The 26,746-nt window shown below is 65.6% G+C and carries 29 protein-coding genes; 14 read left to right on the forward strand and 15 right to left on the reverse strand.

The window, feature by feature from the left end; genetic code table 11:
• Positions 1 to 72: 72 nt before the first annotated feature.
• Positions 73 to 711, reverse strand: coding sequence for a pyridoxamine 5'-phosphate oxidase (pdxH, locus tag C9I57_RS29780; RefSeq protein ID WP_107154128.1), 639 nt, complete (start codon positions 709 to 711; stop codon positions 73 to 75).
• A gap of 125 nt (positions 712 to 836) precedes the next feature.
• Here pdxH and tcdA point away from each other — a divergent pair, with 125 nt between their 5' ends.
• On the forward strand, positions 837 to 1,721 hold the full coding sequence (tcdA, locus tag C9I57_RS29785; RefSeq protein ID WP_107154163.1) for a tRNA cyclic N6-threonylcarbamoyladenosine(37) synthase TcdA: 885 nt from the start codon (positions 837 to 839) through the stop codon (positions 1,719 to 1,721).
• A gap of 13 nt (positions 1,722 to 1,734) precedes the next feature.
• On the opposite strand, the gene trxA is transcribed toward tcdA, so the two are convergent.
• The 4 genes from trxA to tsaE all read right to left on the reverse strand — a co-directional run bounded on the left by trxA (position 1,735) and on the right by tsaE (position 5,814).
• Positions 1,735 to 2,583 (reverse strand): thioredoxin, encoded by an 849-nt coding sequence (trxA, locus tag C9I57_RS29790; protein WP_107154129.1) that lies wholly within the window; start codon positions 2,581 to 2,583, stop codon positions 1,735 to 1,737.
• A gap of 76 nt (positions 2,584 to 2,659) precedes the next feature.
• Positions 2,660 to 3,541 carry a pirin family protein gene (locus C9I57_RS29795; protein WP_107154130.1) on the reverse strand — a complete coding sequence of 294 codons (882 nt, stop codon included), beginning with the start codon at positions 3,539 to 3,541 and terminating at the stop codon, positions 2,660 to 2,662.
• A gap of 84 nt (positions 3,542 to 3,625) precedes the next feature.
• Complete coding sequence (locus tag C9I57_RS29800; protein WP_258187896.1) at positions 3,626 to 5,272, reverse strand: N-acetylmuramoyl-L-alanine amidase; 1,647 nt, start codon at positions 5,270 to 5,272, stop codon at positions 3,626 to 3,628.
• Positions 5,254 to 5,814: a tRNA (adenosine(37)-N6)-threonylcarbamoyltransferase complex ATPase subunit type 1 TsaE gene (gene tsaE / locus C9I57_RS29805; protein ID WP_107154132.1), complete on the reverse strand. Its 561-nt coding sequence runs from the start codon at positions 5,812 to 5,814 to the stop codon at positions 5,254 to 5,256. Before tsaE ends, C9I57_RS29800 begins: the two co-directional genes overlap by 19 nt.
• Before the next feature lie 50 nt (positions 5,815 to 5,864).
• On the opposite strand from tsaE, the gene queG reads away from it, so the two are divergent.
• The 5 genes from queG (at position 5,865) to plsY (ending at position 10,105) form a co-directional block, all read left to right on the forward strand.
• A complete protein-coding gene (queG, locus tag C9I57_RS29810; protein WP_107154133.1) occupies positions 5,865 to 7,175 on the forward strand; it encodes a tRNA epoxyqueuosine(34) reductase QueG in 1,311 nt (436 codons plus the stop codon).
• Positions 7,176 to 7,206: 31 nt separating this feature from the next.
• Complete coding sequence (locus tag C9I57_RS29815) at positions 7,207 to 7,692, forward strand: methylated-DNA--[protein]-cysteine S-methyltransferase (protein WP_107154134.1); 486 nt, start codon at positions 7,207 to 7,209, stop codon at positions 7,690 to 7,692.
• Positions 7,689 to 8,672 (forward strand): site-specific tyrosine recombinase XerD, encoded by a 984-nt coding sequence (gene xerD, locus C9I57_RS29820; protein WP_107154135.1) that lies wholly within the window; start codon positions 7,689 to 7,691, stop codon positions 8,670 to 8,672. Before C9I57_RS29815 ends, xerD begins: the two co-directional genes overlap by 4 nt.
• A 77-nt stretch (positions 8,673 to 8,749) precedes the next feature.
• Positions 8,750 to 9,241 carry a Cys-tRNA(Pro) deacylase gene (gene ybaK / locus C9I57_RS29825; protein WP_107154136.1) on the forward strand — a complete coding sequence of 164 codons (492 nt, stop codon included), beginning with the start codon at positions 8,750 to 8,752 and terminating at the stop codon, positions 9,239 to 9,241.
• A gap of 198 nt (positions 9,242 to 9,439) precedes the next feature.
• On the forward strand, positions 9,440 to 10,105 hold the full coding sequence (gene plsY, locus C9I57_RS29830; RefSeq protein ID WP_107154137.1) for a glycerol-3-phosphate 1-O-acyltransferase PlsY: 666 nt from the start codon (positions 9,440 to 9,442) through the stop codon (positions 10,103 to 10,105).
• A gap of 68 nt (positions 10,106 to 10,173) precedes the next feature.
• Here the strand turns inward: plsY and C9I57_RS29835 are convergent, their stop codons facing one another.
• Complete coding sequence (locus tag C9I57_RS29835; RefSeq protein ID WP_107154138.1) at positions 10,174 to 10,659, reverse strand: YajQ family cyclic di-GMP-binding protein; 486 nt, start codon at positions 10,657 to 10,659, stop codon at positions 10,174 to 10,176.
• 153 nt (positions 10,660 to 10,812) lie between these two features.
• Here C9I57_RS29835 and murB point away from each other — a divergent pair, with 153 nt between their 5' ends.
• On the forward strand, positions 10,813 to 11,844 hold the full coding sequence (gene murB, locus C9I57_RS29840) for a UDP-N-acetylmuramate dehydrogenase (RefSeq protein WP_181322002.1): 1,032 nt from the start codon (positions 10,813 to 10,815) through the stop codon (positions 11,842 to 11,844).
• Positions 11,845 to 12,002: 158 nt separating this feature from the next.
• Here the strand turns inward: murB and C9I57_RS29845 are convergent, their stop codons facing one another.
• Together C9I57_RS29845 and argF are read right to left on the reverse strand one after the other, a co-directional pair.
• Positions 12,003 to 13,229, reverse strand: a complete 1,227-nt coding sequence (locus C9I57_RS29845; protein ID WP_107154140.1) for an argininosuccinate synthase — start codon at positions 13,227 to 13,229, stop codon at positions 12,003 to 12,005.
• Positions 13,230 to 13,356: 127 nt separating this feature from the next.
• On the reverse strand, positions 13,357 to 14,286 hold the full coding sequence (gene argF / locus C9I57_RS29850) for an ornithine carbamoyltransferase (protein ID WP_107154141.1): 930 nt from the start codon (positions 14,284 to 14,286) through the stop codon (positions 13,357 to 13,359).
• A gap of 233 nt (positions 14,287 to 14,519) precedes the next feature.
• On the opposite strand from argF, the gene C9I57_RS29855 reads away from it, so the two are divergent.
• Positions 14,520 to 14,855, forward strand: a complete 336-nt coding sequence (locus tag C9I57_RS29855) for a DUF3579 domain-containing protein (RefSeq protein WP_107154142.1) — start codon at positions 14,520 to 14,522, stop codon at positions 14,853 to 14,855.
• Between the two features lie 185 nt (positions 14,856 to 15,040).
• Here the strand turns inward: C9I57_RS29855 and rpsT are convergent, their stop codons facing one another.
• A complete protein-coding gene (gene rpsT, locus C9I57_RS29860; RefSeq protein ID WP_018440771.1) occupies positions 15,041 to 15,322 on the reverse strand; it encodes a 30S ribosomal protein S20 in 282 nt (93 codons plus the stop codon).
• 262 nt (positions 15,323 to 15,584) lie between these two features.
• On the opposite strand from rpsT, the gene murJ reads away from it, so the two are divergent.
• Both murJ and C9I57_RS29870 read left to right on the forward strand, forming a co-directional pair.
• Complete coding sequence (murJ, locus tag C9I57_RS29865; protein ID WP_107154143.1) at positions 15,585 to 17,135, forward strand: murein biosynthesis integral membrane protein MurJ; 1,551 nt, start codon at positions 15,585 to 15,587, stop codon at positions 17,133 to 17,135.
• Positions 17,136 to 17,157: 22 nt separating this feature from the next.
• Positions 17,158 to 18,000, forward strand: coding sequence for a SirB1 family protein (locus tag C9I57_RS29870; RefSeq protein ID WP_107154144.1), 843 nt, complete (start codon positions 17,158 to 17,160; stop codon positions 17,998 to 18,000).
• A gap of 18 nt (positions 18,001 to 18,018) precedes the next feature.
• Here C9I57_RS29870 and C9I57_RS29875 read toward each other — a convergent pair whose 3' ends face one another.
• The 5 genes from C9I57_RS29875 to lpxK form a co-directional block, all read right to left on the reverse strand.
• Positions 18,019 to 18,777 (reverse strand): 3-hydroxyacyl-CoA dehydrogenase, encoded by a 759-nt coding sequence (locus tag C9I57_RS29875; protein ID WP_107154145.1) that lies wholly within the window; start codon positions 18,775 to 18,777, stop codon positions 18,019 to 18,021.
• Between the two features lie 46 nt (positions 18,778 to 18,823).
• Positions 18,824 to 19,486 (reverse strand): adenylate kinase, encoded by a 663-nt coding sequence (gene adk, locus C9I57_RS29880; RefSeq protein WP_107154146.1) that lies wholly within the window; start codon positions 19,484 to 19,486, stop codon positions 18,824 to 18,826.
• A 400-nt stretch (positions 19,487 to 19,886) separates the two neighbouring features.
• Complete coding sequence (gene kdsB, locus C9I57_RS29885; protein WP_107154147.1) at positions 19,887 to 20,702, reverse strand: 3-deoxy-manno-octulosonate cytidylyltransferase; 816 nt, start codon at positions 20,700 to 20,702, stop codon at positions 19,887 to 19,889.
• 95 nt (positions 20,703 to 20,797) lie between these two features.
• The gene (locus tag C9I57_RS29890) at positions 20,798 to 21,004 is read right to left on the reverse strand and encodes a Trm112 family protein (RefSeq protein WP_018440765.1); all 207 of its coding nucleotides are present in this window, start codon (positions 21,002 to 21,004) and stop codon (positions 20,798 to 20,800) included.
• Complete coding sequence (gene lpxK / locus C9I57_RS29895; RefSeq protein ID WP_018440764.1) at positions 20,985 to 22,034, reverse strand: tetraacyldisaccharide 4'-kinase; 1,050 nt, start codon at positions 22,032 to 22,034, stop codon at positions 20,985 to 20,987. The genes C9I57_RS29890 and lpxK overlap by 20 nt, the downstream gene beginning before the upstream one ends.
• Before the next feature lie 133 nt (positions 22,035 to 22,167).
• Here lpxK and C9I57_RS32580 point away from each other — a divergent pair, with 133 nt between their 5' ends.
• From C9I57_RS32580 to C9I57_RS29905, 3 genes are all read left to right on the forward strand, one after another.
• Positions 22,168 to 22,494, forward strand: a complete 327-nt coding sequence (locus tag C9I57_RS32580; RefSeq protein WP_146166294.1) for a hypothetical protein — start codon at positions 22,168 to 22,170, stop codon at positions 22,492 to 22,494.
• Positions 22,424 to 23,827, forward strand: coding sequence for an exodeoxyribonuclease VII large subunit (gene xseA, locus C9I57_RS29900; protein WP_107154148.1), 1,404 nt, complete (start codon positions 22,424 to 22,426; stop codon positions 23,825 to 23,827). Before C9I57_RS32580 ends, xseA begins: the two co-directional genes overlap by 71 nt.
• 261 nt (positions 23,828 to 24,088) lie before the next feature.
• Positions 24,089 to 24,673 carry a superoxide dismutase gene (locus C9I57_RS29905; protein ID WP_107154149.1) on the forward strand — a complete coding sequence of 195 codons (585 nt, stop codon included), beginning with the start codon at positions 24,089 to 24,091 and terminating at the stop codon, positions 24,671 to 24,673.
• A gap of 138 nt (positions 24,674 to 24,811) precedes the next feature.
• Here C9I57_RS29905 and clpP read toward each other — a convergent pair whose 3' ends face one another.
• Positions 24,812 to 25,453 (reverse strand): ATP-dependent Clp endopeptidase proteolytic subunit ClpP, encoded by a 642-nt coding sequence (gene clpP, locus C9I57_RS29910; RefSeq protein ID WP_107154150.1) that lies wholly within the window; start codon positions 25,451 to 25,453, stop codon positions 24,812 to 24,814.
• Positions 25,454 to 25,737: 284 nt separating this feature from the next.
• On the opposite strand from clpP, the gene C9I57_RS29915 reads away from it, so the two are divergent.
• Entirely contained in the window at positions 25,738 to 26,733 is a 996-nt protein-coding gene (locus C9I57_RS29915; protein ID WP_107154151.1) for a sigma-70 family RNA polymerase sigma factor, read from the forward strand.
• Positions 26,734 to 26,746 lie beyond the last annotated feature (13 nt).

Raw genomic sequence — 26,746 nt, forward strand, 5'->3', positions numbered from 1 at the left:
GGACGACGCGTCGAGCGGGCAACATCGTCGTGCCGCCATCGACATCCGGTCAGGGCGCTTTGGTGGCTCCCTTCAAGGCGAAAGTCGGGCGATGCGCCAGTGGCCGTCGGCTTCGCGAGTGTAAAGAATGCGATCGTGCAGCCGCGACGGGCGGCCCTGCCAGAACTCGATCCGCTCAGGCACGAGCCGGTAGCCGCCCCAGTGAGGCGGACGCGGCGGGCTTTCGCCGAACCGATCGACGTACGCTTTCTCGCGTGCCTCGAGCTCCGCGCGGCTCGCGATTTCGCGGCTTTGCTCGGAGGCCCATGCGCCGATGCGCGAGCCGAGCGGGCGCGACGCGAAGTAAGCGTCGCTTTCCTGCGCGCTCGTTTTCTCGACGGCGCCTTCGATTCGAACCTGGCGTTCGAGCTCGGTCCAGAAAAAGAGGAGGCTCGCATGCGGGTTCGCGGCAAGCTCGCGGCCCTTGCGGCTCTCGTAGTTCGTGAAGAAGACGAAGCCACGATCGTCGACGCCCTTGATCAGCAAAATGCGCGCCGACGGGCGGCCATCGGCATCGACGGTGGCGACCGTCATGGCGTTCGGTTCGGGCAATTCAGCATCGAGCGCCTGCTGGAACCAGAGCTGAAATTGCCGGATCGGGTCGCGCTCGACGCTGCTTTCGTCGAGCGAGCCGCGCGCGTAGTCTTTGCGAAGTTCGGCAAGGGTGAGCATTTTCTTTTATGCGACCGCTTCAGTCGGGCACAGTATAGCCAAGGCCGGAAAATCTTGCCGGGAGGCGATCCGCGCCGGGGCGTGCAAAAATACGCGTTTCGACTGCAGTCAACGCCCGACGCATGATGTCCAGGACCTTGGTCACGAGCACCGATCTTACTCCCGCGCCAGCGCTCGATCAGGAGAGCGACGACGCCGAGCGCGCGCGCCGCTTCGGCGGTGTCGCGCGACTGTACGGCGCACCGGCGCTCGCCGCGTTCGAGGGCGCGCACGTGGCCGTGATCGGGATCGGGGGCGTCGGCTCGTGGGCCGCCGAGGCGCTCGCGCGCAGCGCGATCGGCAAGCTCACGCTCGTCGATCTCGACAACGTCGCCATCAGCAACACGAACCGGCAGATCCACGCGCTCGACGGCAACTACGGCAAACCGAAAGTGGAGGCGATGGCCGAGCGCATCGCGCTGATCGATCGCGCCTGCGAGGTCCGCCTCGTCGAGGATTTCGCGGAACCGGACAACTTCGAGGCGCTGCTGGGCGCGGGCTTCGACTACGTGATCGACGCGATCGACAGTGTCCGGACGAAAACGGCCTTGATCGCCTGGTGCGTGGCGCGCGGCCAGCCGCTCGTCACCGTCGGCGGTGCCGGGGGCCAGCTCGATCCCACGCGCATCCGCATCGACGATCTCGCGTTGACGATCCAGGACCCTCTGCTCTCGAAGGTGCGCGCGCAATTGCGCAAGCACCATGGGTTCCCGCGCGGGCCGAAGTCGAAGTTCAAGGTGAGCGCCGTTTTTTCGGACGAGCCGCTGATCTACCCCGAGGCGGCGGTCTGCGACATCGACGAGGCCGCCGAGCACGTCCCCACATCGCCGGGCCACCAGGGCCCGGTCGGCCTCAATTGCGCGGGATTCGGCTCGAGCGTCTGCGTGACGGCGAGCTTCGGTTTCGCGGCCGCGGCCCACGTCCTGTCGACGCTGGCCAAGAAGGCGGCCGCGAGCACGCCGGCCCGTTGACCGGGGGGATCGCTCAGTGCAGCGTCGCGCTGAGCTTGCGGCGCCACTCGGAAACGAGCTCGGGCCGGTGCGCAGCCAGATCGAAGACCGACAGCATCGTCTTGCGGCCGACATCGTCGCGGAACGCCCGATCGCGTTTCACGATTTCGAGCAGATGCTCGAGCGCCCCTTCGTAGGCCCGCCGCGCGATCAGCAGGTTCGCCAGATCGAAGCGCGCGTCGAGATCGCCGGGATTCGCCGCAATGCGCGCTTCAAGCGCGTCCGTCGGCGGGAGCTCGGTCACGGCATCGAGCGCGTCGAGCCGCGTCTTGAGCGAGTTGTAGCGCACGTCGATGCCCTGCGTCACCTTCGGCGAAAGTCGCTCGGCCTCGTTGCGCGCCTCGTCGACCCGCTCCTCGTCGATCAGCAGCTCGAGCAGATCGAGCCGCGCTTCGTCGAAGCCCGGATCGAGCGCGAGCGCCGCCTTCAGGTGATCGAGCGCAACGCCGCGTCGCCCCTCTTCGAGCGCGGCGAGCGCCGCGCGGCGCTCCGCCTCGGCGGCGTTCGGGACGAGCCCGTCGACGAACGCGCGCAGTTGCCCTTCCGGCAGCACGCCGATGAACTGATCGATTGGCTGCCCGTCGGCGAATGCGACGACGTGCGGGATGCTGCGCACCTGGAAATGGGCTGCAAGCTGCGGGTTCTCGTCGACATTGACCTTCACGAGCCGCCATTTGCCGGCGTACTCGTGCTCGAGCTTTTCGAGCAGCGGGCCTAGCGCCTTGCAGGGCCCGCACCAGGGCGCCCAGAAATCGACGAGCACGGGGACGAGCTTCGACGCCTCGAGCACGTCCGTTTCGAAAGTGGCGAGAGTAGTGTTCATCGGGACCTCGTTGACCTCTTCAACACTGGACCGCTCCGAGAGTGGGGGCGGCCAGGGGAATTTCAACCGCGCGGTGCTAACGTGGATGGCGCTCCGGCAGCGGAATCCACTCGGTCTCGCCGGGAATCTTGCCCATCGCCTGCTCGGTCCACGCCGCCTTGGCGCGCTCGATCCGCTCGCGCGTGCTGGCCACGAAATTCCATTCGATGAAGCGCTCGCCCTCGAGCTTCGCGCCGCCCAGCACCATGACGGTCGCGCCCGTCGCGCTCGCGAGCGTCGGCGTCTCGCCCTCGACCAGCACCGCCATCCGGCCTGCCGGAAGCGGCTCGCCGTCGAGCGAGAGGTCGCCGTCGACGAGATAGACACCGCGTTCCTCGTGCTCGGGTTCGAGCGCCAATGCGCTGCCGGCGGAGAAACGCGCCGCGACGTAAAGCGTGGGGGAGAATGTCGTCACGGGGGAGCGGGCCCCGAAGGCCGTCCCAGCGATGACGTCGAGCCGCACGCCGTTGCGCTCGAGGTGCGGCAGCGCCGCGGCGGCATGGTGCTCGAACGACGGCTCGGCTTCTTCGTGTTCGAGCGGCAGGGCGACCCAGGTCTGAATACCGTGCAGTACGTGACTGTGGCTGCGCTCGTCTTCGGGCGTGCGCTCCGAATGGACGATGCCGCGCCCGGCCGTCATCCAGTTGACGTCGCCCGGCACGATTTTCTGGACCGAGCCGATGCTGTCGCGATGCATCATCGCGCCCTCGAAGAGGTACGTGACCGTCGCGAGTCCGATATGCGGGTGCGGCCGCACGTCGAGGCTCGCACCCGGCGCGAACGAGGCGGGCCCCATGTGATCGAAAAAGATGAACGGGCCGACGAGACGCGCGGCCAGTGCCGGCAGCACGCGGCGCACGGTGACGCCGCCCACGTCGCGCTCCGAGGGCTTGAGAATGGTCCTGATCGACGACGACATGGGCCGCTCCGGTTGGGTGACCGCGTCATTCTACCGCCCAGTCCCCCAGGCTCGCGGCTCGCCCGTCGGCGGTAAGCGCCCCCGTTACGTCATACGATTCTTGGCGAGCGGCGGATTGGCGGCGAAGTAGCGCTTGATGCCTTTCATGATGGCGTTCGCCATCTGGTTGCGGTAGCTGTCGTCGTTCAGACGCGTCTCTTCCTCGGGATTGCTGATGAAAGCCGTCTCGACGAGGATCGACGGAATATCGGGCGCCTTCAACACGGCGAAACCGGCCTGCTCGACCGATCCCTTGTGCAGCTTGTTGATATCGCCGATCTCGCGCAGCACGAAGTTGCCATAGCGCAGCGAGTCGCGGATCTGGGCCGTCGTCGACATGTCGAAAAGCGCGCGGTTGACGGTATCGTCCTGCGTCTTGACGTTGATTCCGCCGATGAGATCCGACGCGTTCTCCTTGTTCGCCATCCAGCGTGCCGCGGCGCTCGACGCGCCATGCTCGGACAGCGCGAACACCGACGAGCCGCGCGCCATCGGCGTCGTGAACGCGTCCGCGTGGATCGACACGAAGAGGTCGGCGTTGACGCGCCGCGCCTTTTGCACGCGCACGTTGAGCGGAACGAAGAAGTCCGCGTCGCGCGTCATCATCGCGCGCATGTTCGGCTGCGCATCGATCATCGCGCGCAATTTCTTGGCGATGTCGAGCGCGACGTGCTTCTCGTAGGTCCCGGCGCTGCCGATCGCGCCCGGATCCTCGCCGCCGTGGCCCGGATCGATCGCCACCGTCAGCAGGCGTACGGTGCGGCCCGTTTTCGGCGTCGCGAACGGGTAGGTTTCGCCGCCGAGACCGTCCTCGCCATTGCCGAGGCCGTTTTGCGCGAGGGCGCTGCCCGTGCTGTCAGCACCGCCGCCCGGCGGGACGGATTTGTCGCGAGCGAGGTCCGACTTGCGCCGCGCTCGCCCCCCCGCGCCTTCGCCGGCGCCCGCGCCCGCGCCGCCCGGTGCCGGGGATCCTTCGGGTGCGGAATTCTGCGCGTAGCGCTGGAAGAATGCATCGCTGTTGTCGGCGGGCGCGCCGGGCGGCGTGGCCGGCCCGGCGAGCGGTGGCGTCGGCCCTGGCGGCGGCGTGGTCGCCCCGGCGAGCGGCGCCGGTGTGAGCGCGTCGGCGTCGGGCCGGCTTTCGCTCAGTTCTTTTTCCTTGCGCTCCGTTTGCGCGAGCAAATCCATGAGCGGATCGGGCGCGACGGTCGGATAAAGATCGAGCACGAGCCGGTAGCGATAGCTGCCAATCGGCTCGAGCGAGAAGACCTGCGGCTTCACCGAGCCCTTCAGGTCGAAGACGAGCCGCACCACGTGCGGCTGAAATTGTCCGACGCGCACGGAGCGGATCTGAGGATCGTTCGGCGCGATCTTCGAGACGAGGTCGCGCAGCGCCTGATCGAGATCGAGGCCGTTCAAGTCGACCACGAGCCGGTCGGGCCCTTGCAGCAGTTGCTGCGTCGTTTGCAGCGCCTGATCGGATTCGATCGTGACACGCGTGTAATCGCGCGCGGGCCAGACCCGCACGCCGAGCACCGAACTCGCGAAGGCCGAGCGAGCGAGGAACGGCGCGGCGAGGCCGACGATGAGCGTCGAGGCCCCGGCGCGCAGCACCTGGCGGCGGCGCCAGCTATGGGTCGCGGTGGCAGCCGATTCGATCGAGTGGAACGGTTTGATCAACATCTTTCGAGGCATGCTTTTCCTGGTTCGCTGTATGCACGTACATCGAGCAGACGGTGCTCGTCGCTACCGAGAGCGCTCCCGCGCGCGTCGACGCTGAGCGTCAAGACGAGATCGGGCGTGCCGAGCAGGCTGCCGGCCTTTTCGGGCCATTCGACGAGACAGATCGCGCCCGAGTCGAAATACTCGCGAAAGCCGGCGTCGGCCCATTCGGCCGGGTCGGCGAAACGATAGAGATCGAAGTGATAGAGCTCGAGCTCGCCGCCGGGCCGGCCGAGCGCGTAAGGCTCGACGAGCGTGTAGGTGGGGCTGCGCACGCGCCCTTTGTGGCCGAGGCCCGCGAGCGTCGCGCGCACGAGCGTGGTCTTGCCTGCGCCGAGATCGCCCCGAAGCTGCGCATGCAGCCCGTTGAATGCCGGCAGCGTGCGCACATGCTCGAGCGCTTGCGCGAAACGGGCGCCGAACGCCTCCGTGGCGGCCAGGTCCTCGAGCACGAAGCGGCGTTCGAGTAGGACGCTCGCGGACGGAGCAAACGGAGAATCGGGCGCCACGGGCAATCTCGTAAAATAGCTGGGATGAAACGATGTCCGGAAAGGCCGCTCTTCGTATGACAGCGCTCCATGCGGCTGCCTCCTCAGCCGAAACTTCTCGCTTCGACGACGCGGCGCTGGCGGCACTTGCGCGGCGGATCAAGGCTTGGGGCCGTGAGCTCGGCTTTGGTGCGATCGGTGTCAGCGACACGGATCTGTCCCAGGCCGAAGCGGCGCTTAGCGCCTGGCTCGCGGCGGGCTGCCACGGCGAGATGGATTATATGGCCAAACATGGGATGAAACGCGCGCGTCCGGCCGAGCTTGTGGCCGGCACGCTACGCATCATCACCGCGCGCATGGCCTATTTGCCGGCGGCCACGCTTGCGGCTGCCGACGATGAAAGCGCATCGTCAGACTCGAAGGCTCCCGGCGCGGCAGAGGACGCACCGGCATCGGCGGAGCGTGAGCGAAATGAGCGCGATGAGCGCGCGGGCGCCGTCGATTGGCGCGCGCGCGAGCGGGCGCGCCTCGACGATCCCACCGCCGCCGTCGTTTCGCTCTATGCGCGCGGGCGCGACTATCACAAGGTGATGCGCCAGCGCCTGCAGCAGCTCGCCGAGCGAATCGAGCGCGAGATCGGCCCATACGGTCATCGCGTCTTTACCGATTCGGCGCCGGTGCTCGAGGTCGAGCTTGCGCAAAAGGCGAGCATCGGCTGGCGAGGCAAGCATACTTTGCTCATCGAGCGCGATGCGGGATCGCTGTTTTTCCTCGGCGAAATTTATGTCGATATTCCGTTGCCGGTCGATGTCGATGTCGCGGCCGAGGCGAGGGCCGAAGAGCCGGCCGTCACGAAAGCGCCGCGCACGGCAGGTGAGTCTTGCGGGCGCTGCACGCGCTGTATCGACGTGTGCCCGACCGGTGCGATCGTCGGACCTTATCGCGTCGACGCGCGCCGCTGCATTTCCTATCTGACGATCGAATTGAAGGGCAGCATTCCGGAGGCGCTGCGTCCGCTCATCGGCAATCGTGTGTACGGGTGCGATGACTGTCAGCTCGTCTGCCCGTGGAATAAGTTCGCGCAAGCGGCGCCCGTCGACGATTTCGATACCCGCCACGGCCTTGATCGCGCATCGCTCGTCGATCTTTTCTCGTGGAGCGTCGAGGAGTTCGACACACGAATGCAAGGCAGCGCGATTCGCCGCATCGGCTACGAATGCTGGCTGCGCAACCTGGCCGTCGGGCTCGGCAACGCGTTGCGCGCCGGAGGCGGGGCCGCGCTCGGGCAGGCAGACAGAAGCCGGATCGTCGATGCGTTGCGAAAGCGGGCCGACCATGCATCACCCCTCGTGCGCGAGCACGTGGAGTGGGCGCTCGAAGCCGCATAGAGACAGAGACACAGTGATGATGGAGCGAGCCATGCATGACGCCGTGATCGACGCGCCGTTCGGCAAAGTCGGCATTCGTGTCGACGAGGCGGCCGGCGTGTTGAGCCTCATCGAATATCTGCCGGGAGACGTTGCGTCCGTTGCGCCCGATTGCGCGTTGGCCGACGAGGCCGCGCGGCAGATCGCGCATTACTTTGCGTCGCCGCGCGCGACGTTCGATTTGCCGCTCGCGGCGGTCGGCACGCCGTTTCAGCGGCGTGTGTGGGAAGCGATGTGCGCAATCCCGCCTGGGGAGACGCGCACCTACGGCGAGCTGGCGCGGCAAGTCGGCGCAATGCCGCGCGCGGTGGGTCAGGCGTGCGGCGACAACCCGTTCCCGATCGTCATACCCTGTCACCGCGTCGTCGCCGCCAACGGGCTCGGTGGCTTTGCCCACCACGCCGGCGACGGCTTCTATCCACGCGTGAAGCGCTGGCTGCTCGATCATGAGAGCGCGCAACAGGCCCTCCCGCTATGAGCGATACGCTGAAAGTCGACGAGTTGACCGCGCGGCGCAAGGGGCGTGAAGGCGACGCGGCTTCGACCGAACCAGTCTCGACGGCGTATGACGCCGCGAACACTCAGTCCATCGATGCGTTTTGCGACGCCCTCTGGCTCGAGCACGGTCTTGCGCGCAATTCGCTCGACGCCTACCGGCGCGACTTGCGGCTCTTCGCCGTTTGGCTCGCGCGCGAGCATGGCGTGCCGCTCGATGCGGCGGGCGAGGCGCACGTGAACGGCTACCTGGCGGCCCGCAGCGACGGCAAGGCGACTTCGGCGAACCGGCGTCTCTCGGTCTTTCGCCGCTACTTCGCGTGGGCCATCCGCGAGCACCGCACGGCGGCCGATCCGACGCTCAAGATCCGCTCCGCCAAGCAGCCGCTGCGCTTCCCGTCGACATTGTCGGAGCAGCAAGTCGAGGCGCTGCTCGCCGCGCCCGACGTCGACACCGCGCTCGGCCTGCGCGACCGGACGATGCTCGAGCTCATGTACGCGAGCGGGCTGCGCGTTTCCGAGCTCGTCGGCCTGAAGACGGTAGAGGTGGGGCTCAACGAAGGTGTCGTGCGTGTGATGGGCAAGGGCTCCAAGGAGCGGCTCGTGCCGTTCGGCGAAGAAGCGCACGGCTGGCTCGCGCGCTACTTGCGCGAGGCGCGTCCCGCGCTGCTCGGCGCGCGCGCCGCCGACGCGCTGTTCGTCACGGGGCGCGGCGAAGGCATGACGCGGCAGCAATTCTGGAACATCATCAAGCGCCACGCCCGTGCGGCCGAGATTCACGCGCCCCTTTCGCCGCACACGCTGCGCCACGCGTTCGCGACGCATCTCTTGAACCACGGGGCCGACTTGCGCGTCGTGCAACTGCTGCTCGGTCACGCCGACATTTCCACGACGCAGATCTACACGCACGTCGCGCGCGAAAGGCTCAAGACGCTGCATGCGCAGCATCATCCGCGCGGGTGAGTTTGCCGCGGCGCGACCGGCGCCGAATTGAGCGCGTGAGTAGCGGTGAACTGGCCGCTGCCCTTAAAATGCCGCGAATGAGCAAAGCCAAACACATTTCGGAGACGCCTGCCACGCAGTTCTTGCGCCGCCACGGAGTAAGCTTTGGCGAGCATCCTTACGATTATGTCGAACACGGCGGCACCGCAGAATCGGCTCGGCAGCTCGGCGTCGACGAGCATCATGTCGTCAAGACGCTCGTCATGGAGGACGAGCACGCGAAGCCGCTCGTCGTTCTCATGCACGGCGATCGCACCGTCTCCACGAAGAATCTCGCGCGGCAGATCGGGGCGAAGCGTGTCGAGCCCTGCAAGCCCGAAGTTGCCAACCGGCATTCCGGATACTTGATCGGCGGCACGTCGCCTTTCGGCACGAAGAAGCCGATGCCCGTCTATGTCGAGCAAAGCATCCTCGAGCTCGATTCGATCTATCTGAACGGCGGGCGCCGCGGTTATTTGATCAGCATCGCGCCTTCGGTGCTGACGACGCTCGTGGACGCGCGGCCCGTCAACTGCGCGAGCGTCGATTGAGCGCACCAGGCCGGCGGGGCAGTGCAGGCCATTGCACCGTTGACGCCTGACCGCCTCAGTCGATCCACCAATAGACTCTCCCGCGCCCGCCTTCGGTAGAATGAGCGCCGCGCCCGGGTGCCGCGTTCCGTCTCATGCGGGCGGACGCGCGTGAATCGAATCGACCGCTCGCCCTACTACACGCCAAAACAACCGCTTATGGAACTCGTGATCGTTGCTGTCGCCGCCTATCTGATCGGATCGGTCTCGTTCGCCGTGATAGTGAGCGCGGTGATGGGGCTGGCCGATCCGCGCTCCTACGGCTCGGGCAATCCCGGCGCGACCAACGTGCTGCGAACCGGCAACAAGAAGGCAGCCGTCCTGACCTTGATCGGAGACGCCTTCAAAGGCTGGCTCGCGGTCTGGCTCGCCGCGCATCTCGGCCCGCGCTATGGGCTCGACGAGAGCGCGGTGGCCGTTGCCGCGCTGGCCGTCTTCCTCGGCCACCTCTACCCCGTGTTCTTCAAGTTCAAGGGAGGCAAGGGTGTCGCGACGGCGGCCGGCGTGCTGCTCGCGATCAACCCGGTGCTCGGCCTCGCGACCGTCGCGACCTGGCTCATCATCGCGTTCTTCTTCCGCTATTCGTCGCTCGCGGCCCTCGTGTCGGCCGTCTTCGCGCCGCTTTTCGATATCTTCATGTTCGGCCCGAACACGGTTGCGTGGGCCATCTTCGCGATGAGCGCGCTGCTCGTCTGGCGCCACCGCGGAAACATCTCGAAGCTGATCGCGGGCAAGGAAGGCCGGATCGGCGAGAAAAAGACGGACGCGGCGGCACACGCGAAGCACGAAGCGGGCGCCCATCACCATCACGCGCGCAAGCATTGATCTGATCTGCCCCGCTCGCTGGTGCCTGGCCGGCCAACGGTGGAAGTCGCGCGACTCGGCGGGGCGCTTCAGTCGCGGAAGTTGTTGAAATCGAGCGGCGTATCGGTGACATCCTTGCGCAGCATCGCGATCACGCTTTGCAAGTCGTCGCGCTTCGCGCCCGTGACGCGCACGGCATCGCCCTGAATGCTTGCCTGAACCTTCAGCTTGCTGTCCTTCACCAGTTTGACGATCTTCTTGGCGAGGTCGCCGGACACGCCCTTCTTGATCGTGACGACTTGCTTCACCTTGTCGCCGCCGATCTTCTCGATCTTGCCGTAATCGAGGAAGCGCACGTCGACGCCGCGCTTCGCCATTTTGCCGACGAGCACATCCTTCACCTGGCCGAGCTTGAAATCGTCGTCGGCGAACATCGTCAGCTCGCGCTCCTTTTGCTCGACGCGCGCGTCGGACCCTTTGAAGTCGAAGCGCGTCGAGATTTCCTTGTTGGATTGTTCGATCGCGTTTTTCACTTCGACCATATTGGCTTCGCAAACGACATCGAACGACGGCATGCTATCTCTCCCAGGTTTGAGGCTGCGGCGGCGCCCGCGCGGCAGCGCAGGCGGCACTCGCTATAATCACGGACCGAACGTCATTCTACCGATCCCGTCCTCAATGCCCAAGCCGCGCCGCCGGCCGCGGCGCCGCAGAGAAGCGCTTTGCCGATGTCTTCGCCCGATTCGATCGCCGTGATTTCCGATTTTTCGCTGCGCGCGCACAACACGTTCGGCTTCGATGTTTGCGCCCGCCTCGCGTGCCGCGTCGAAACGGCCGGGCAGTTCGCCGCCGCCGCGCGCGATGCGCGTGTCGCGGGGCTGCCAAGGCTCGTGCTCGGCGGCGGCAGCAATATCGTCTTCACGAAAGATTTCGATGGCCTGGTACTGCTCGCCGCATTGACCGGCAAGCGCGTGGTGCGCGAAGACGGCGAGGCGTGGTACGTCGAGGCGGCCGCCGGCGAGAATTGGCACGAATTCGTCGCCTGGACGTTGGCGACGGGCTTGCCGGGCCTCGAGAACCTGGCGCTGATTCCAGGCACCGTCGGGGCCGCGCCGATCCAGAACATCGGCGCTTACGGGCTCGAGATGGGCGAGCGCTTCGCGTCGCTGCGCGCGGTTGAGCTCGCGACGGGCGAAGTACGCGATTTCGACTTCGACGCTTGCCGTTTTGGCTATCGCGACAGCTTTTTCAAGCGCGACGGGCGCGATCGGTTCGCGATTACGTCCGTGACGTTTCGTCTGCCGAAGGCATGGACGCCGCGCGCCGACTATGCCGATGTCGCGCGCGAGCTCGACGCGCGCGGCGCGGCGGCGACGCCGCAGGCGATTTTCGACGCGGTCGTCGCCATACGCCGGGCCAAGCTGCCCGATCCGCTCGCGCTCGGCAATGCGGGAAGCTTCTTCAAGAACCCTGTCGTCGATGCGGCGACCTACGAGGCGCTGCGGGCGCAGCAGCCGCGGCTCGTCGGCTATGCGCAGCCCGACGGGCGGTTCAAGCTCGCGGCCGGTTGGCTCATCGATCGGTGCGGATGGAAGGGGAGAGCGATGGGGGCGGCCGCGGTTCACGACAGGCAGGCGCTCGTACTCGTCAACCGCGGCGGCGCCACGGGCGCGGAGATCCTCGCGCTCGCGCGGGCGATCCAGCTCGACGTCAAAGAACGGTTCGGCGTCGAGCTCGAACCGGAGCCGTTAGTGGTTTAGGGCCTGCTCAGATCAATCGCAGGCTTGCGCTGGCCAACAAAAGGGCCAGCGTCGGCCCGACACGCGCGGATCCTCACCGTCGGTTGAACGACCCCCGCGCCGCTGTGCCGCGACACGGCCGGCGCGGAGGGTCGAGGTCGAGCACGCTGACGAAGCGATCAGCCGCGTTGCCGGCGAGCGTTCTCGGCGATGCGCATGCGCAGCGCGTTGAGCTTGATGAAGCCGCCGGCGTCGGCCTGGTTGTACGCGCCGCCGTCATCGTCGAACGTGGCGATCGTCTTGTCGAACAGCGTGTTCTTCGAATCGCGCGCGACGACCGACACGGAGCCCTTGTAGAGCTTCACGCGCACCCAGCCGTTGACGTTTTCCTGCGTGTGATCGATGAGCACTTGCAGCGCGCGGCGCTCGGGCGCCCACCAGTAGCCGTTGTAGATCAGCGAGGCATAGCGTGCGAGCAGATCGTCCTTCAGGTGGGCGACTTCGCGATCGAGCGTGATGGATTCGATGCCGCGATGCGCCTTGAGCATGATGGTGCCGCCCGGCGTTTCATAGCAGCCGCGCGATTTCATGCCGACGTAGCGATTCTCGACGAGGTCGAGCCGGCCGATGCCGTGCTTGCCGCCGAGGCGGTTGAGCTCTGTCAGCATCTCGGCCGGCGAAAGCCGCTTGCCGTTGATCGCAACCGGATCGCCGCGCTCGTATTCGATATCGAGATACTCGGGCGAATCGGGCGCATCCTCGGGCGCGACGGTCCAACGCCACATGTCGGACTCGGCCTCGGCGCGCGGATCTTCGAGGTGGCGGCCCTCATAGGAGATGTGCAGCAGGTTCGCGTCCATCGAGTACGGCGCGCCGCCTTGGCGGTGCTTCATATCGATCGGAATGCCGGCCTTCTCCGCGTATGCGAGCAGCTTTTCGCGCGAAAGCAGATCCCATTCGCGCCACGGCGCGATGACCTTGATGCCGGGCTCGAGCCCGTAGTAGCCGAGCTCGAAGCGAACCTGATCGTTGCCCTTGCCCGTCGCGCCATGCGAGACGGCTTGGGCGCCCACCTGGCGGGCAATCTCGATCTGGCGCTTCGCGATCAGCGGCCGTGCGATCGAGGTGCCGAGCAGATATTCGCCCTCATAGATCGCGTTCGCGCGGAACATCGGGAAGACGAAGTCGCGCACGAACTCCTCGCGCAGATCGTCGATGAAAATGTTTTCCTGCTTGATGCCGAGCTGCAGCGCCTTCTTGCGGGCGGGCTCGAGCTCCTCGCCCTGGCCGATGTCGGCCGTGAACGTGACGACTTCGGCCGAGTAGTTGTCCTGCAACCATTTCAGGATGACGGAGGTGTCGAGGCCGCCCGAATAGGCGAGCACGACCTTTTTGATATCGCTCATGGTGAACTCGTGGCTGGTGCGTAACTGAAGACGATAACGACTAAAAACAGCGTTGCGCCGGCGTGCGGCCGATGCTGAAAACGCGTCGCGGGGCGGCCCACGCCGGGCGTGGTAGCGCCGCGGCGAATCAATGGTTCAACTTGCCGAGCAGCAGAAACTCCATCAGCGCCTTTTGGATATGCAGGCGGTTTTCGGCTTCATCCCAGACGACGCTTTGCGGGCCGTCGATGACGTCGGCGGTCACTTCCTCGCCGCGGTGCGCGGGCAGGCAGTGCATGAAAAGCGCATCGGGGTTCGCGCGGCCCATCATCTCGGCATCGACACACCAATCGGCGAAAGCGGCCTTGCGGACTTCGTTCTCCGCCTCGAAGCCCATGCTCGTCCAGACATCGGTGGTCACCAGATCGGCCCCGCGGCATGCTTCGTGCGGATCCTCGAAAACTTCGAACGCGGGGGCGCTTTCTGGCGCGACGAGCGCCTGGTCGAGCGGGTAGCCGGGCGGCGTGGAAATCCGCAGCTTGAAGCCCAGAATCTGTGCCGCCTCGATCCACGTATAGAGCATGTTGTTGGCGTCGCCGACCCACGTCACCGTCTTGCCGGCGATCGGACCGCGGTGCTCGTAGAACGTGAAGATGTCGGCCAGTACCTGGCACGGGTGGTACTCGTTCGTCAGGCCGTTGATGACGGGCACGCGCGAGTTTTCGGCGAAGCGCCGCAAAATGTCCTGCCCGAACGTACGGATCATGATGATGTCGACCATCCGCGAGATCACTTGCGCGGCGTCCTCGATCGGTTCGCCGCGGCCGAGCTGGGTATCGCGCGTGCTCAGATAGACGGCGTGGCCGCCGAGCTGGAACATGCCGGCCTCGAACGACAGGCGCGTGCGCGTGGAATGCTTCTCGAAGATCATCGCGAGCGTACGGTCGTGCAGCGGATGATAAGTCTCGTAGTTCTTGAACTTGCGCTTCAGGATGCGCGCGCGCTCGAGCACGTACTCGTAGTCTTCCAACGAGAAGTCATTGAATTGCAGATAGTGGCGGATTTTTTTGTCGGACATGAAACAAATACGGCGGACTGACCCGGCCGTGAGACCGGACGGCGCCGCCGTCGAATGGGATAACTCCCCGCAGCATAAAGGATTTTTGCCGGTTTGACGAGCCGGCGCCGAGCTTCGCCCCACGTGCGCACCGTTTGTGTGCGGTGCGGAAAAGACAGTCGGGGGTGGTATAATCCCCGAGTTTTCTCCAGCCCGGCGGGTAAAGCTTCGGGCGCACCATATGGGTTTCATACATGGCCGAAGCACCGTTCACCGAATACTTCATTCAGGGCATCACCAAGGACGGAAGGAAGTTTCGGCCGAGCGACTGGGCAGAGCGTTTGGCGGGAGTCATGTCGAGCTACGGTCCCGGCGTGAAAGGGCCCAACGCACGCCTTCAATACTCGGTGTATGTGCGCCCCGTGCTGCTCGGTGACGTCAAGGTCGTGATCGTCGATTCGCGGCTGCGAGACATCGAACCGATGGCGTTCGATTTCTGCATGAACTTCGCGAAAGACAACAACCTCGTCGTGACCGAGGCTTGCGAGTTGCCTCAGCATCACGGCGCCGTGCAAAAGGCCAAGGGTTGACGCGGCGGGGGCGGACGCAATGTCCGCCGCAGGTCGATGGCGCGGCGGCGTCGCGCGCGAACGTCGACGGTTAGTGCCCGTCCTTCTTTACTGACACATTCCCGACACACCAGATTCGCGGCAGCAAAACAAAATGCCGCTCAGCAGCCAGCTGAACGGCATTTGCGGGGACGCTCCAGACGAGCTTACTGCGCGGCGGCAGGTTGCTGCATACCTTTGAGGGCGGCCACGAGGCGGCTCTTGTGGCGAGCGGCCTTGTTCTTATGGACGATTTTCTTGTCGGCGATGATGTCGAGCGTCTTGGCCGAGAGGCGGAAGACTTCGGCGGCCTTGGCTTGATCGCCGGCTTCGATCGCCTTGCGGACAGCCTTGATCGCCGTACGGTACTTCGAGCGCAGCGCCGAGTTGTGCGAGTTCGCCTTCGCGGCTTGGCGGGCGCGCTTGCGTGCTTGCTTGGAGTTAGCCATGAGAGTTCCTAGTCCTGTATTGTTCGCGGTGCCCGGAGTCGCGCACTAGACGACCGTTCGAGCGCCCTTTCGATCGAAACCTTCGGGAACGATTGCCCGAAGGCGCAAAACGTCGGCATCGCTGCATCTGATCGCGTCTTCGCGACACAACGCAGAAGGCGAGCTTCGAAACGCGCGAGTATATCAGCAAAATCAGAGAGATGGCAAATATCGCGACGAGACGGCCGGAAGCCGCGGCGGCTGCCCGTATAATAGCCGCCCCATGAATCTATTCCGAGCCCTGCTGACGGTCAGCGGTTTCACGCTGCTCTCGCGCGTAACCGGCCTCATCCGTGAAACGCTGATCGCGCGCGCCTTCGGCGCGAGTCAATTCACCGATGCCTTTTACGTCGCCTTTCGCATTCCGAATCTGCTGCGGCGGCTTTCGGCCGAGGGCGCGTTTTCGCAGGCGTTCGTGCCGATCCTCGCCGAATTCAAGAACAGTCAGGGGCACGGGCCGACGAAAGCGCTCGTCGATGCGATGTCGACGGTGCTCACGTGGGCGCTTGCGCTGCTCTCGCTGGTCGGCATCGTCGCGGCTTCGGCGGTGGTGTTCGCCGTGGCCTCGGGCTTGAAGGGCGACGGCCAGGCGTTCGGCCTCGCGGTGACGATGACGCAGATCATGTTCCCGTACATCGTCTTCGTCTCGCTCACCACGCTCGCCGCCGGCGTCGCGAACACCTACGGCAGCTTTTCGCTGCCCGCCTTCGCGCCGGTGCTGCTCAACGTCTCGTTCATCGCGGCGGCGGTGTTCGTCGCTCCGCACCTCAAGGTGCCGGTCTTCGCGCTTGCCTGGGCCGTCATCGTCGGCGGCGTGCTGCAGTTCGCGGTGCAATGGCCGGGCCTCGCGAAGATCGACATGACGCCGCGCATCGGCCTCAATCCGTTCGTCGCGCTCGCCCACCGAGGCGTCAAGCGCGTGCTCATGAAGATGGTGCCGGCCACGTTCGCGGTCTCGGTCGCGCAGCTCTCGCTCATCATCAATACCAATATCGCCTCGCGGCTCGGCCCTGGGGCCGTGTCCTGGATCAATTACGCGGACCGCCTGATGGAGTTCCCGACGGCGCTGCTCGGCGTCGCGCTCGGGACCATTTTGTTGCCGAGCTTGTCGAAAGCGCACGTGGACGAGGACCCGCACGAGTACTCGGCGCTGCTCGACTGGGGGCTGCGCGTGACGTTCCTGCTGGCGGCGCCGAGCGCGCTCGCGCTGTTCCTCTTTGCCGAGCCGCTGACCGCGACGCTTTTCAACTACGGACGTTTCGACGGGTACTCGGTCGTCATGGTGGGCCGCGCGCTGACGGCCTATGGCGTCGGGCTCATCGGCCTCATCGTCATCAAGATTCTCGCGCCGGGCTTTTACGCCAAGCAGGACATCAAGACGCCCGTGAAAATCGGCATCGGCGTGCTGATCGCCACGCAGATCGGCAATGTGGTGTTCGTGCCCGTGTTCGCGCACGCGGGGCTCACGTTGAGCGTCGGGCTCGGCGCTTGCGTCAATGCCATATTGTTGTATACGGGTTTGCGCCGGCGCGGCATCTACACCCCGTCGGGCGGCTGGGCCCTTTTTCTCGTGCAGCTCCTCGGTGCTTCGCTCGTGCTGGCCGGCGCGATGCATTGGTGCGCGGGGAATTTCGACTGGATCGGGCTACATGCGCGGCCGCTTGCGCGCATCGCGCTGCTCGCGGCCTGCATGGTCCTGTTCGCCGCACTATATTTCAGTATGCTTTGGCTGATGGGCTTCAAATATACCTACTTTAGAAGACGCGCCAAGTGAGGACTCCAGACCTGAGACAGCCATGACATCGGTTCTCGACTACTTCACTTCACTCGTCGCCGACGACGACAGCCTGCCGGTCACCGAAACGGCGCTTTCGCTCGCGCAGGATGCCTATCCCGACCTCGATCTGCAGGGTGCGCTGGCCGAGCTCGACGAGCTGGCCGTGCGGCTCAAGCGCCGTTTGCCCGAGAACGCGGACCTGACGGACAAGATCGGCGCATTGAACCGCTTCTTCTTCCGCGAGCTCGGCTTCGCCGGCAACCTCAACGATTACTACGACCCCGATAACAGCCACCTCAATATCGTTCTAAAGCGCCGGCGCGGCATCCCAATCTCGCTTGCGATCCTCTATATGGAAATCGGCGAGCAGATCGGCGTTCCGGTGAAAGGCGTGTCGTTTCCGGGCCACTTTCTGCTGCGCGTGACGCTGCCGGAGGGCGACGTGATGCTCGATCCGACGACGGGCAAGTCGCTGACCGAAGCGGAGATGGTGGACAGGCTCGAGCCGTATTTGTCGCACACGAGCGGCGACTCGATCGGCGGCACGCTGCGGATGCTGCTGCAGCCGGCCACGGGGCGCGAGATCATCGCGCGCATGCTGCGCAACTTGAAGGCGATCTATCTCCAGACCGAGCGCTGGCAGCGTTTGTTGGCGGTGCAACAGCGGCTCGTGATTCTGCTGCCGGAAAACATCGAGGAGGTGCGCGATCGCGGGTTCGCCTATGCGCGGCTCGATTATCTGCGGCCGGCGCTCGAGGATCTGGAGCGCTACCTCGACGACCGCCCCGACGCCGAGGACGCGACCGCCGTCGAATCGCAATTGCAGGAGCTGCGCCAGCGCACCGACAGCGGCGACGACTGAGCGCGCCGCCCGCGGGCGCTACTTCGGCTGCATCCGGATCGCGCCGTCGAGCCGGATCACCTCGCCATTCAGCATCGTATTGTCGAAGATCTGCTTGACGAGCATCGCATATTCGATCGGCTTGCCGAGGCGCGAAGGGAAAGGCACCATCGCGCCAAGCGAGTCCTGCACTTCCTGCGGCATGCCGAGCAGCATCGGCGTTTCGAAAATGCCCGGCGCGATCGTCATTACGCGAATGCCATTGCGCGAGAGGTCGCGCGCGATCGGCAGCGTCATCCCGGCGACACCGCTTTTCGAGGCCGCATAGGCTGCCTGGCCGATCTGCCCGTCGAATGCCGCAACCGAGGCTGTGTTGACGATCACGCCGCGCTCGCCGTTCGCGTTCGGCGCATTCTTGGCCATTTCCGCGGCGGCGAGGCGCAGCACATTGAACGTGCCGATGAGGTTGATTTCGATCGTGCGGCGGAACGCATCGAGCGGATGCGGCCCGTCCTTGCCGACCGTCTTCACCGCCGGCGCGACGCCCGCGCAGTTCACGAGACCGACGAGCGTGCCGAGCCGTGTGGCGGCCGCGACGGCTTGGACCGCATCGTCTTCGCGCGTCACGTCGCATTTCACGAACACACCGCCGAGCTCGCCCGCGAGCGCGTTGCCCGCCGCTTCGTTGAGATCGGCGATGGCGACCTTGCCGCCATGCTCGGCAATGAGACGTGCCGTGGCCGCGCCGAGGCCCGACGCGCCGCCGGTGATCAGGAATCCGTTACCGCGAATCTCCATGCTCAAAGCTCCTTTCGTTTTTCGAGGGGCGACGAAGCGGCGTCCCTTACTTCAAAGCATCGAACACGCGCTGGCGGATTTCTTCGACCGACCCCAGGCCGGAGATGCGGCGATATTGCGGCGGATTGAGGCCGTTTTCGACGCCGCGCTGGGCCCATTGCTGGTAATAGTCGACGAGCGGCTTCGTCTGCGCGCAGTAGACGTCGAGGCGCTTCTTGACCGTCTCTTCCTTGTCGTCGTCGCGCTGGATCAGCGGCTCGCCCGTCACGTCGTCCTTGCCCTCGACCTTCGGCGGATTGAATTTCAGGTGATAGGTGCGGCCTGACGCCGGGTGCGTGCGGCGGCCGCTCATGCGAACGATGATCTCGTCGAACGGCACGTCGATCTCGAGCACGTAATCGATCGCGACGCTGGCCTGCTTCATCGCTTCGGCTTGCGGCAACGTGCGCGGGAATCCGTCGAACAGATAGCCTTTCTCGCAATCGCAGTCGGTGAGGCGCTCCTTGACGAGATTGATAATGACCGCGTCGGGCACGAGCTCGCCCGCATCCATATAGCGCTTCGCCTCAACGCCGAGCGGCGTGCCGGCCTTCACGGCGGCGCGCAGCATGTCGCCGGTCGAAATCTGCGGAATCCCGAATTTTTCCTTGATGAAGTTCGCTTGGGTGCCCTTTCCGGCGCCAGGTGCACCCAACAGGATCAAACGCATGGTGGTATCTCCGAGTCGTATGTGGAATGCGGTGCGAAAGCCGAAACGCGCCGGCCGATGTCCGTGGCCGTGCGAATGGGAGCGGCAGCCTCGGCGGCGCACACTTTTCGCGGCGCTTCGACCAAGGCGGGCAGCAGGGCAGACGGACAGGAACCAGAGAGCCGAATGTTGCGAATGCTCGCGCAATCGGCTTCGATTATGCCATGGCTCGCAAATAGTGCCCTGTCCCGCAAGTTCCTTTGATATGAAATCGCCCAGATGGCCGCCATGCGACCGAAGGAAATCCCTGTGGGACGGCGTCGCTCGTCGTTGCCATAGCTACGGCTATGGCGCCTCCTCGCTCCTTGCCTGACGACCATCTGGACAATTTCATTTATCAAAGAACTCACGGGACAGGGCACTACTCCGACCGGAAAAGCGAGCGGACGCGCTCGAGATCGGCCGGCGTATCGACGCCCGGAGGAGGCGCCTCATGGGTGACGAGCACCGCGATACGCTCGCCATGCCACATGGCGCGCAGCTGCTCGAGCATCTCCGCGCACTCGATCGGCGCCTGCGCGAGTCGCGGATAGGTGCGCAGGAAGCGCGCGCGGTAGGCATAGAGGCCGATGTGGCGATAGACCGGCGCGGCTTCGGGCGCGGGCATCGCCGCGACGTCGATGGCGTCGGCCGCGCAATGCGGCTGATAGGCGTCGCGCATCCAGGGAATCGGCGCGCGCGAGAAGTAAAGCGCGCGCCCTTGCGCGTCGAGGACGACCTTGACGACATTGGGGCTGAACACTTCAGCGGGATCGTGGATCGTATGCGCGGCCGTCGCGATCGCACAGTCGGGATGCCGCGCGAGATGCGTAGCGACACCGCTCACGAGCGCCGGATCGAGCAGCGGCTCGTCGCCCTGCACGTTCACGACGATCGTATCGTCGCTCCAGTTCAGCCGCGCGGCCACTTCGGCGAGGCGATCCGTGCCGGACGGGTGATCGTCGCGCGTCAGCAGTGCATCGATGCCATGCGCGCGGGCCGCCTCGAGTACGCGCTCCGAATCGGAGGCGATCAGCACTTTGAGCGCGCCCGCGGCGCGCGCACGTTCGGCGACGCGCACCACCATCGGCTTGCCGGCGATGTCGGCGAGGGGTTTCTCCGGCAGGCGCGTGGAAGCGAGCCGGGCGGGGACGACGGCGACAAACGGCGCGTCGCTGATCGAAGCGTATTCGGTCATCGAAAAAGGAAAGAGGAGATTCGCTCGTTGGCTGCGTGGCGAAAGGGACGACCGGCGGCGGGAGTGGTGTCCGCGCGCTTTTTCGTGCGTGGGCTTTATGCCCCGCCCGTCGGATCGACTGGCTCGATCGGCGTGCCTTCGACCGTTTGCCGCGCCTCGTCCGCGAGCATGACGGGAATGCCGTCGCGGATCGGATAGGCCAGCTTGTCGGCTTGGCAGATGAGCTCCTCGTTCGCCCGGTCGTAACGGAGTGGGCCCTTGCAAATCGGGCACACGAGAATTTCAAGCAAGCGAGCGTCCACGGAGTTTCTCCACAACGAGAGCGATGAGGCGGCCTGGCAACGCAGCTTCGACTGGAACGACCCAGATCCGCGCGTCGCGCCGTCCGCGCAATTTTACTGCATCCTTTTCGGTGATCAGGATCACGTCGGCCTGCGCACCCTCGAACGGATCTCGACGATACGCGTAGTGATCGGGCAGCGCGCGCGTCGCGGGCGCGAGGCCCGCCGCGCGCAGCGTCGCGAAAAAGCGCTCGGGCGAGCCGATGCCGGCCGCCGCCAGCACGCGCGCGCCCGCGAACTGAGCGAGCGGACGGCGCAGGCTCGGGTCCGCGAGGTGCCAGGCGTCGCCGGGCGAGATCGTCAGCGCATACGTGTCGGGCCACGGCGGCAGCTCGCGGCTGAACGGGTTGTTGACGAGCGTGGCGTCGCGCCGGCGCGAAAGCGGCTCGCGCAACGGCCCCGCCGGCAGCAGAAATCCGTTGCCGGCAAGACGCTGATCGAATACGACGAGCTCGACGTCGCGCTGCAGGCGGTAGTGCTGGAGCCCGTCGTCGCTCACGATCACGTCGACGTCGCTATGCGCGGTCACCAATGCGCGGGCGGCGGCCACGCGGTCGGGGCAAACCCAGACGGGCGCGCCCGTGCGCCGCGCGATGATGAGCGGCTCGTCGCCGGCTTCGTCAGGATGTGAGGCTGCCGTCACGGCGCGCGGCTCGGCCACCTTTGCGCCATATCCGCGCGAGACGACGCCCGGGGTGAAGCCCGCGGCGCGCAGGGCATCGACGAGCGCGATGACGGTCGGCGTCTTGCCCGTTCCGCCGACGGTCACGTTGCCGACGACGACGACCGGCAAGCCGATTCGCACGCTCTCGCGCCAGCCGAGCGAGAAGCTCGCGCGGCGCAGCGCGGCCGCCGCGCCGAAGGCCAACGAAAGCGGGGAGAGCGCCCAGGCGAGCGGCCCGCGGCGCTGCCATTCGCGCGTGAGGCGCGCTTCGATGCGCGCTTTGATTCGATCGGCGAGACGTTCACCGAGGCGGGATGGCGCTGACATCGTCGATGTAGGTCCGGGGGCGGTTCGGGAACCCGGCACTCTAGCGCGCCCAGGCCACCGAGGGCAAGACGACTCGCCGGCAACGCGTGCGTTTCTCCCTATCGCCGGCCTCCGCTCGCCTGTGGATAACTCTGTGAAGAACGTGCCTCGCAAACGGCGAGAAGGCCGGCAGATCAAGGCTCTCGTCGGCGCCAACTCAGATCGTACGAAAGGCAAATTCTTAAAAATCAATAACTTGCCACGTAGGATCGCGGCTCCGCGCGGCGTCCCCGAAAAAGCCATCTTTTTTGTCCTCTATGTGGGAAACCTGGCGTCGGACGCCATTGCGGCACTGGACGCCGTCATGCGAGGAGACTATCGTCTGTCCGGCAGAAAAAATGAGATCCAGTATGCATTCGCGTTCTTCCTTCTCTCCTTCGGGGCCGGCCGCCTCATCGTCGGGCGGACCGTTCGACGGTGACGTCGCCATCCCGGTCTCCGTGCTCAACCGGACGATCGGCAGATTGCTCGAACGATCGTTTCCGCTCGTCTGGGTGGCCGGCGAAGTCTCGAACTTCATGCGGGCCGCGAGCGGTCATTGGTACTTTTCCATCAAGGACGGCGAGGCGCAGATGCGCTGCGTCATGTTCCGCGGGCGCGCGCAATACGCCGAGTTCACGCCGCGCGAGGGCGACAAGATCGAGGTGCGGGCGCTCGTGACGATGTACGAGCCGCGCGGCGAAATTCAGCTCAACGTGGAGGCCGTGCGCCGCACGGGCCTCGGCCGTCTTTACGAGGCGTTTGTGCGCCTGAAGACTAAGCTCGAAGCCGAGGGCCTTTTCGCGCCCGAGCGCAAACGTCCGCTGCCGACGCATCCGCACGCGATCGGCATCGTCACCTCGCTGCAGGCGGCTGCGTTGCGCGATGTCCTGACGACGCTTGCGCGCCGCGCGCCGCACATTCCGATCGTGATTTATCCGGCACCCGTGCAAGGCATGGGAGCAGGCGAAAAGCTGGCCGCGATGATCGAGAGGGCGAATGCGCGGCGCGAGGTCGATGTGCTCGTCGTATGCCGCGGCGGGGGCTCGATCGAAGATCTCTGGGCCTTCAACGAGGAGGAGGTGGCGCGAGCGATCGCCGCGAGCGAGCTACCGGTGGTCTGCGGCGTTGGGCACGAGACCGACGTCACGATCGCCGATTTCGCGGCCGACGTCCGCGCGCCGACGCCGACAGGCGCGGCCGAGCTCGTGAGTCCGCAGCGCACGATGCTGCTGCGCGAGCTCGACCAGCGCCGCGCGGCGCTCGCGCGCGGTTTCGGCCGCCTCGCGGAGCGGCGCGCGCAGCAGCTCGACTGGCTTGCGCGCCGGCTCGTGAGCCCCGCCGAGCGTCTGCGGCGTCAACGCGTCCATTTGCAGCAGCTTCAGGCACGGCTCGCGTCTGCAGGCGCGCGTCCGGTGCGCGACGCGCGGGCGCGCTTTGCGCTCGTGCGGCTGCGCTGGGAGCGCTGGCGGCCCGATCTCGGGGCTCACCGGCAGGCGCTCGCGGGCTTTGCGCGGCGACTCGACGCGACGCTCGCGCGACAACACGAGCGACACGCGGCGAAGGTGGCCTCGCTCGGGGCCCGGCTGGAGCTGCTGAGCCCGCAGCGCACGCTCGAGCGCGGCTACGCCGCATTGCTCGATGCGCGAACGGGACACGCCATCCGGGCAACCGGCGAGCTCAAGCGCGAGCGGCGCTATGAGCTGCATCTCGCCCAAGGGGCGGCCGACGTTTCATTCGGGGACGTGCAGCCACGCCTCACCGACACGTTTTAGCGTTGCAATTCCAGCGTTCGTCGGGGGCCGATGTGCTCGCGCGCGGGTGTCCCGGTTAGGTGCGACGATAGGCGCGGCCGTGAGCATTTTTTACGCCGATTCGCGCGCGCAGCGGTCAATGATGCGTCTAAAGGGCCGCTCGTTTGCGGGGTTATTCCAAGTCGCCTACAATCGAAGGCTCGGAAGTGTCGCCTGCTAACTGCATAAAGTACCCACAACGAGTACCCCCATACTCGATCACTCGATAGAAGGAACTGCACCATGGAACACTCGCTCCCGCCGCTGCCGTTTGCCAAGAACGCGCTCGCGCCCCACATGTCGGAAGAGACGCTCGACTTTCACTACGGCAAGCACCATCAGGCCTATGTGACGAACCTGAACAACCTCATCAAGGGCACCGAGTTCGAGAACCTCGGTCTTGAAGAGATCATCAAGAAATCGTCGGGCGGCGTCTTCAACAACTCGGCGCAAGTCTGGAATCACACGTTCTTCTGGAACTGCCTCAAGCCGCAAGGCGGCGGTGCGCCGACGGGTGCGCTCGCCGAGGCGATCAACAAGAAGTGGGGCTCGTTCGACGCGTTCAAGGAAGCTTTCTCGAAGGCAGCCGCCGGCAACTTCGGGTCGGGCTGGACGTGGCTCGTGAAGAAGGCCGACGGCTCGCTCGACATCGTCTCGACGAGCAACGCCGCCACGCCGCTCACGACGGATGCGAAGCCGCTGCTCACGATCGACGTTTGGGAGCACGCCTACTACATCGATTTCCGCAACGCGCGGCCGAAGTTCATCGAAACGTTCCTGAACCATCTCGCGAATTGGGATTTCGCCGCGAAGAACTTCGCGTCGTAATTGAGCGTGCAGGCGCCACTTTCGGTGTGGCGCGCTGGCGCTAGGTACGCTGGTATGAAGAAGAAAGGCCCTCGCCGCTGCGCGAGGGCCTTTTTTTGGGAGGCTGCCGACTGCATTGCCGCATTCGGCGCCGGGCGATCACAACGCCGTGCGCCGCGCGATGTCGTCGAGCGTCGCGCGTTCGGTCAACACATCGTCGATGAGCCCGTATTCCTTCGCGGCCGCGGCCGACATGAAATTGTCGCGATCCGTGTCCTTGGCGATCTGCTCGATGCTCTGCCCGGTGCGGTCGGCCAAGATCGCATTGAGGCGCTCACGCAGAAACAACACCTCTTTTGCCTGAATCTCGATATCGGCCGCCGTGCCCTGACTGCCGCCCGACGGCTGATGGATCATGATCCGCGCGTTCGGCAGTGCGAACCGTTTGCCCTTCGCGCCCGCCGCGAGCAGGAAGGTGCCCATGCTCGCCGCGAAGCCTGTGCAGAGGGTCGAGACCTGCGGCTTGATGAACTGCATCGTGTCGTAGATCGCCATGCCGTCGTAGACTGAACCGCCGGGCGAATTGATGTAGAACGAAATGTCCTTGTCCGGATTTTCGGACTCGAGAAACAGCATTTGTGCGACGATCAGGCTTGCCGTTTCGTCGGTGACGGGGCCGACGAGAAAAACGATGCGCTCGCGCAGCAGGCGTGAGTAGATGTCGTAGGCGCGCTCGCCGCGGCCCGTCGTCTCGATGACGGTCGGCACGAGTTGGCTGTAGGGATCGGGGTGCATAGGCATTCCTCGCGTGGATGTCGATAGGGCGGCGCATCGATGTGCGATCCTCTCGACTGTCATGACGCACGGATTGCATCTATTGTGACAAGACTGCGCGCCGAATGCAGCGGCTATCGATAAAAAGTCGCGCGTCGCGCCGGCGCTCGTCACGTTTTAATGCGCTCAAACGTCAATAAGTCGGGGATCCAACCCTGACAGTTGGCGGATGGGCCTGAGTGCGAGCCCTACGGCGCGCCCTGTTCCAAAGGAATCCCGCCGAAGCGAAAGCGATGCCTGGAGAGGACGGAATGACGCGAGCACGAAACGAAAACAAACCCAACGAGAAAGCGGACAAGACGTCGGGGTTCGAGGCCGCCCGCGCGCGGCTCATGGCGCGCGCCTACCGCGTGCTCGGATCTCGCGCGGAGGCGGAGGACGTCGTGCAGGACGCCTGGCTCAAATGGCATGCGGCCGAGGAAGACGCATTGCGGACACCGCTCGCGTGGCTCACGACGATCACGACGCGGCTTGCCATCGACAGACTGCGGCGCTTGCAGACGGAACATGTCGCCCATGAAAAAGAGCGGCAGGCATCGTCGGTTTTGCATGAGACGATGCCTTCGGCGGAGGAGGAGGCACTGCGTGCCTCGGCGATGGAGGAGGGGCTTTGGCTGCTCTTCGAGACACTCACGCCCGACGAGCGTGCCGCCTTTATCCTGCACGAAGCGTTCGATTGCGACTATGCGCGGATTGCGGACGTCCTGGGCAAGAAGACCCCCGCGCATTGCCGGCAACTCGTGCATCGCGCACGGTTGCGCCTGCAACGAACGCCGGAAACGGGCGATGAAAACACTGACGCCGACGTCGAGCGCACGCGGCGGCGCGAGCGGCACGAGGTGCTCGAGCGCCTGCGCACGGCGATCGAAACCTGCGACCCGACAGCGGCGATGCGGATTTTCGAGGAGGCGGCCACGGCGGGCGTCGAAGCGCTTACGGTGGAACGCGCCGAGCGTGTCGTTGCAGTTGCGGCGGCACCGGTGGGGGTGGGCACGACCGCGTCGTTCGCCGCCGACACAGGGCGGTCCGCGCAAACACTGGCCATGTCGGACGTGGCCTACATCGCGGTGCTGCACCGATGCACGATCGTCGCGCTCGTTGCCGTGTCGTTTGCTGGAACGCGGATCGGCTATGTTCGCCTGCTGACCGATCCGGTCGTTCTGGCTGCCGTGAACCGCGCGTTCGGCGAGCCGGCCATCGACAGTTTGCTCGCAACGGTTCGTTCGAACGGTCACGCGTACGCGTGAGATCGGCGAGCCG

This window comes from Trinickia symbiotica, assembly GCF_003028655.1.
Classification (GTDB): domain Bacteria; phylum Pseudomonadota; class Gammaproteobacteria; order Burkholderiales; family Burkholderiaceae; genus Trinickia; species Trinickia symbiotica_A.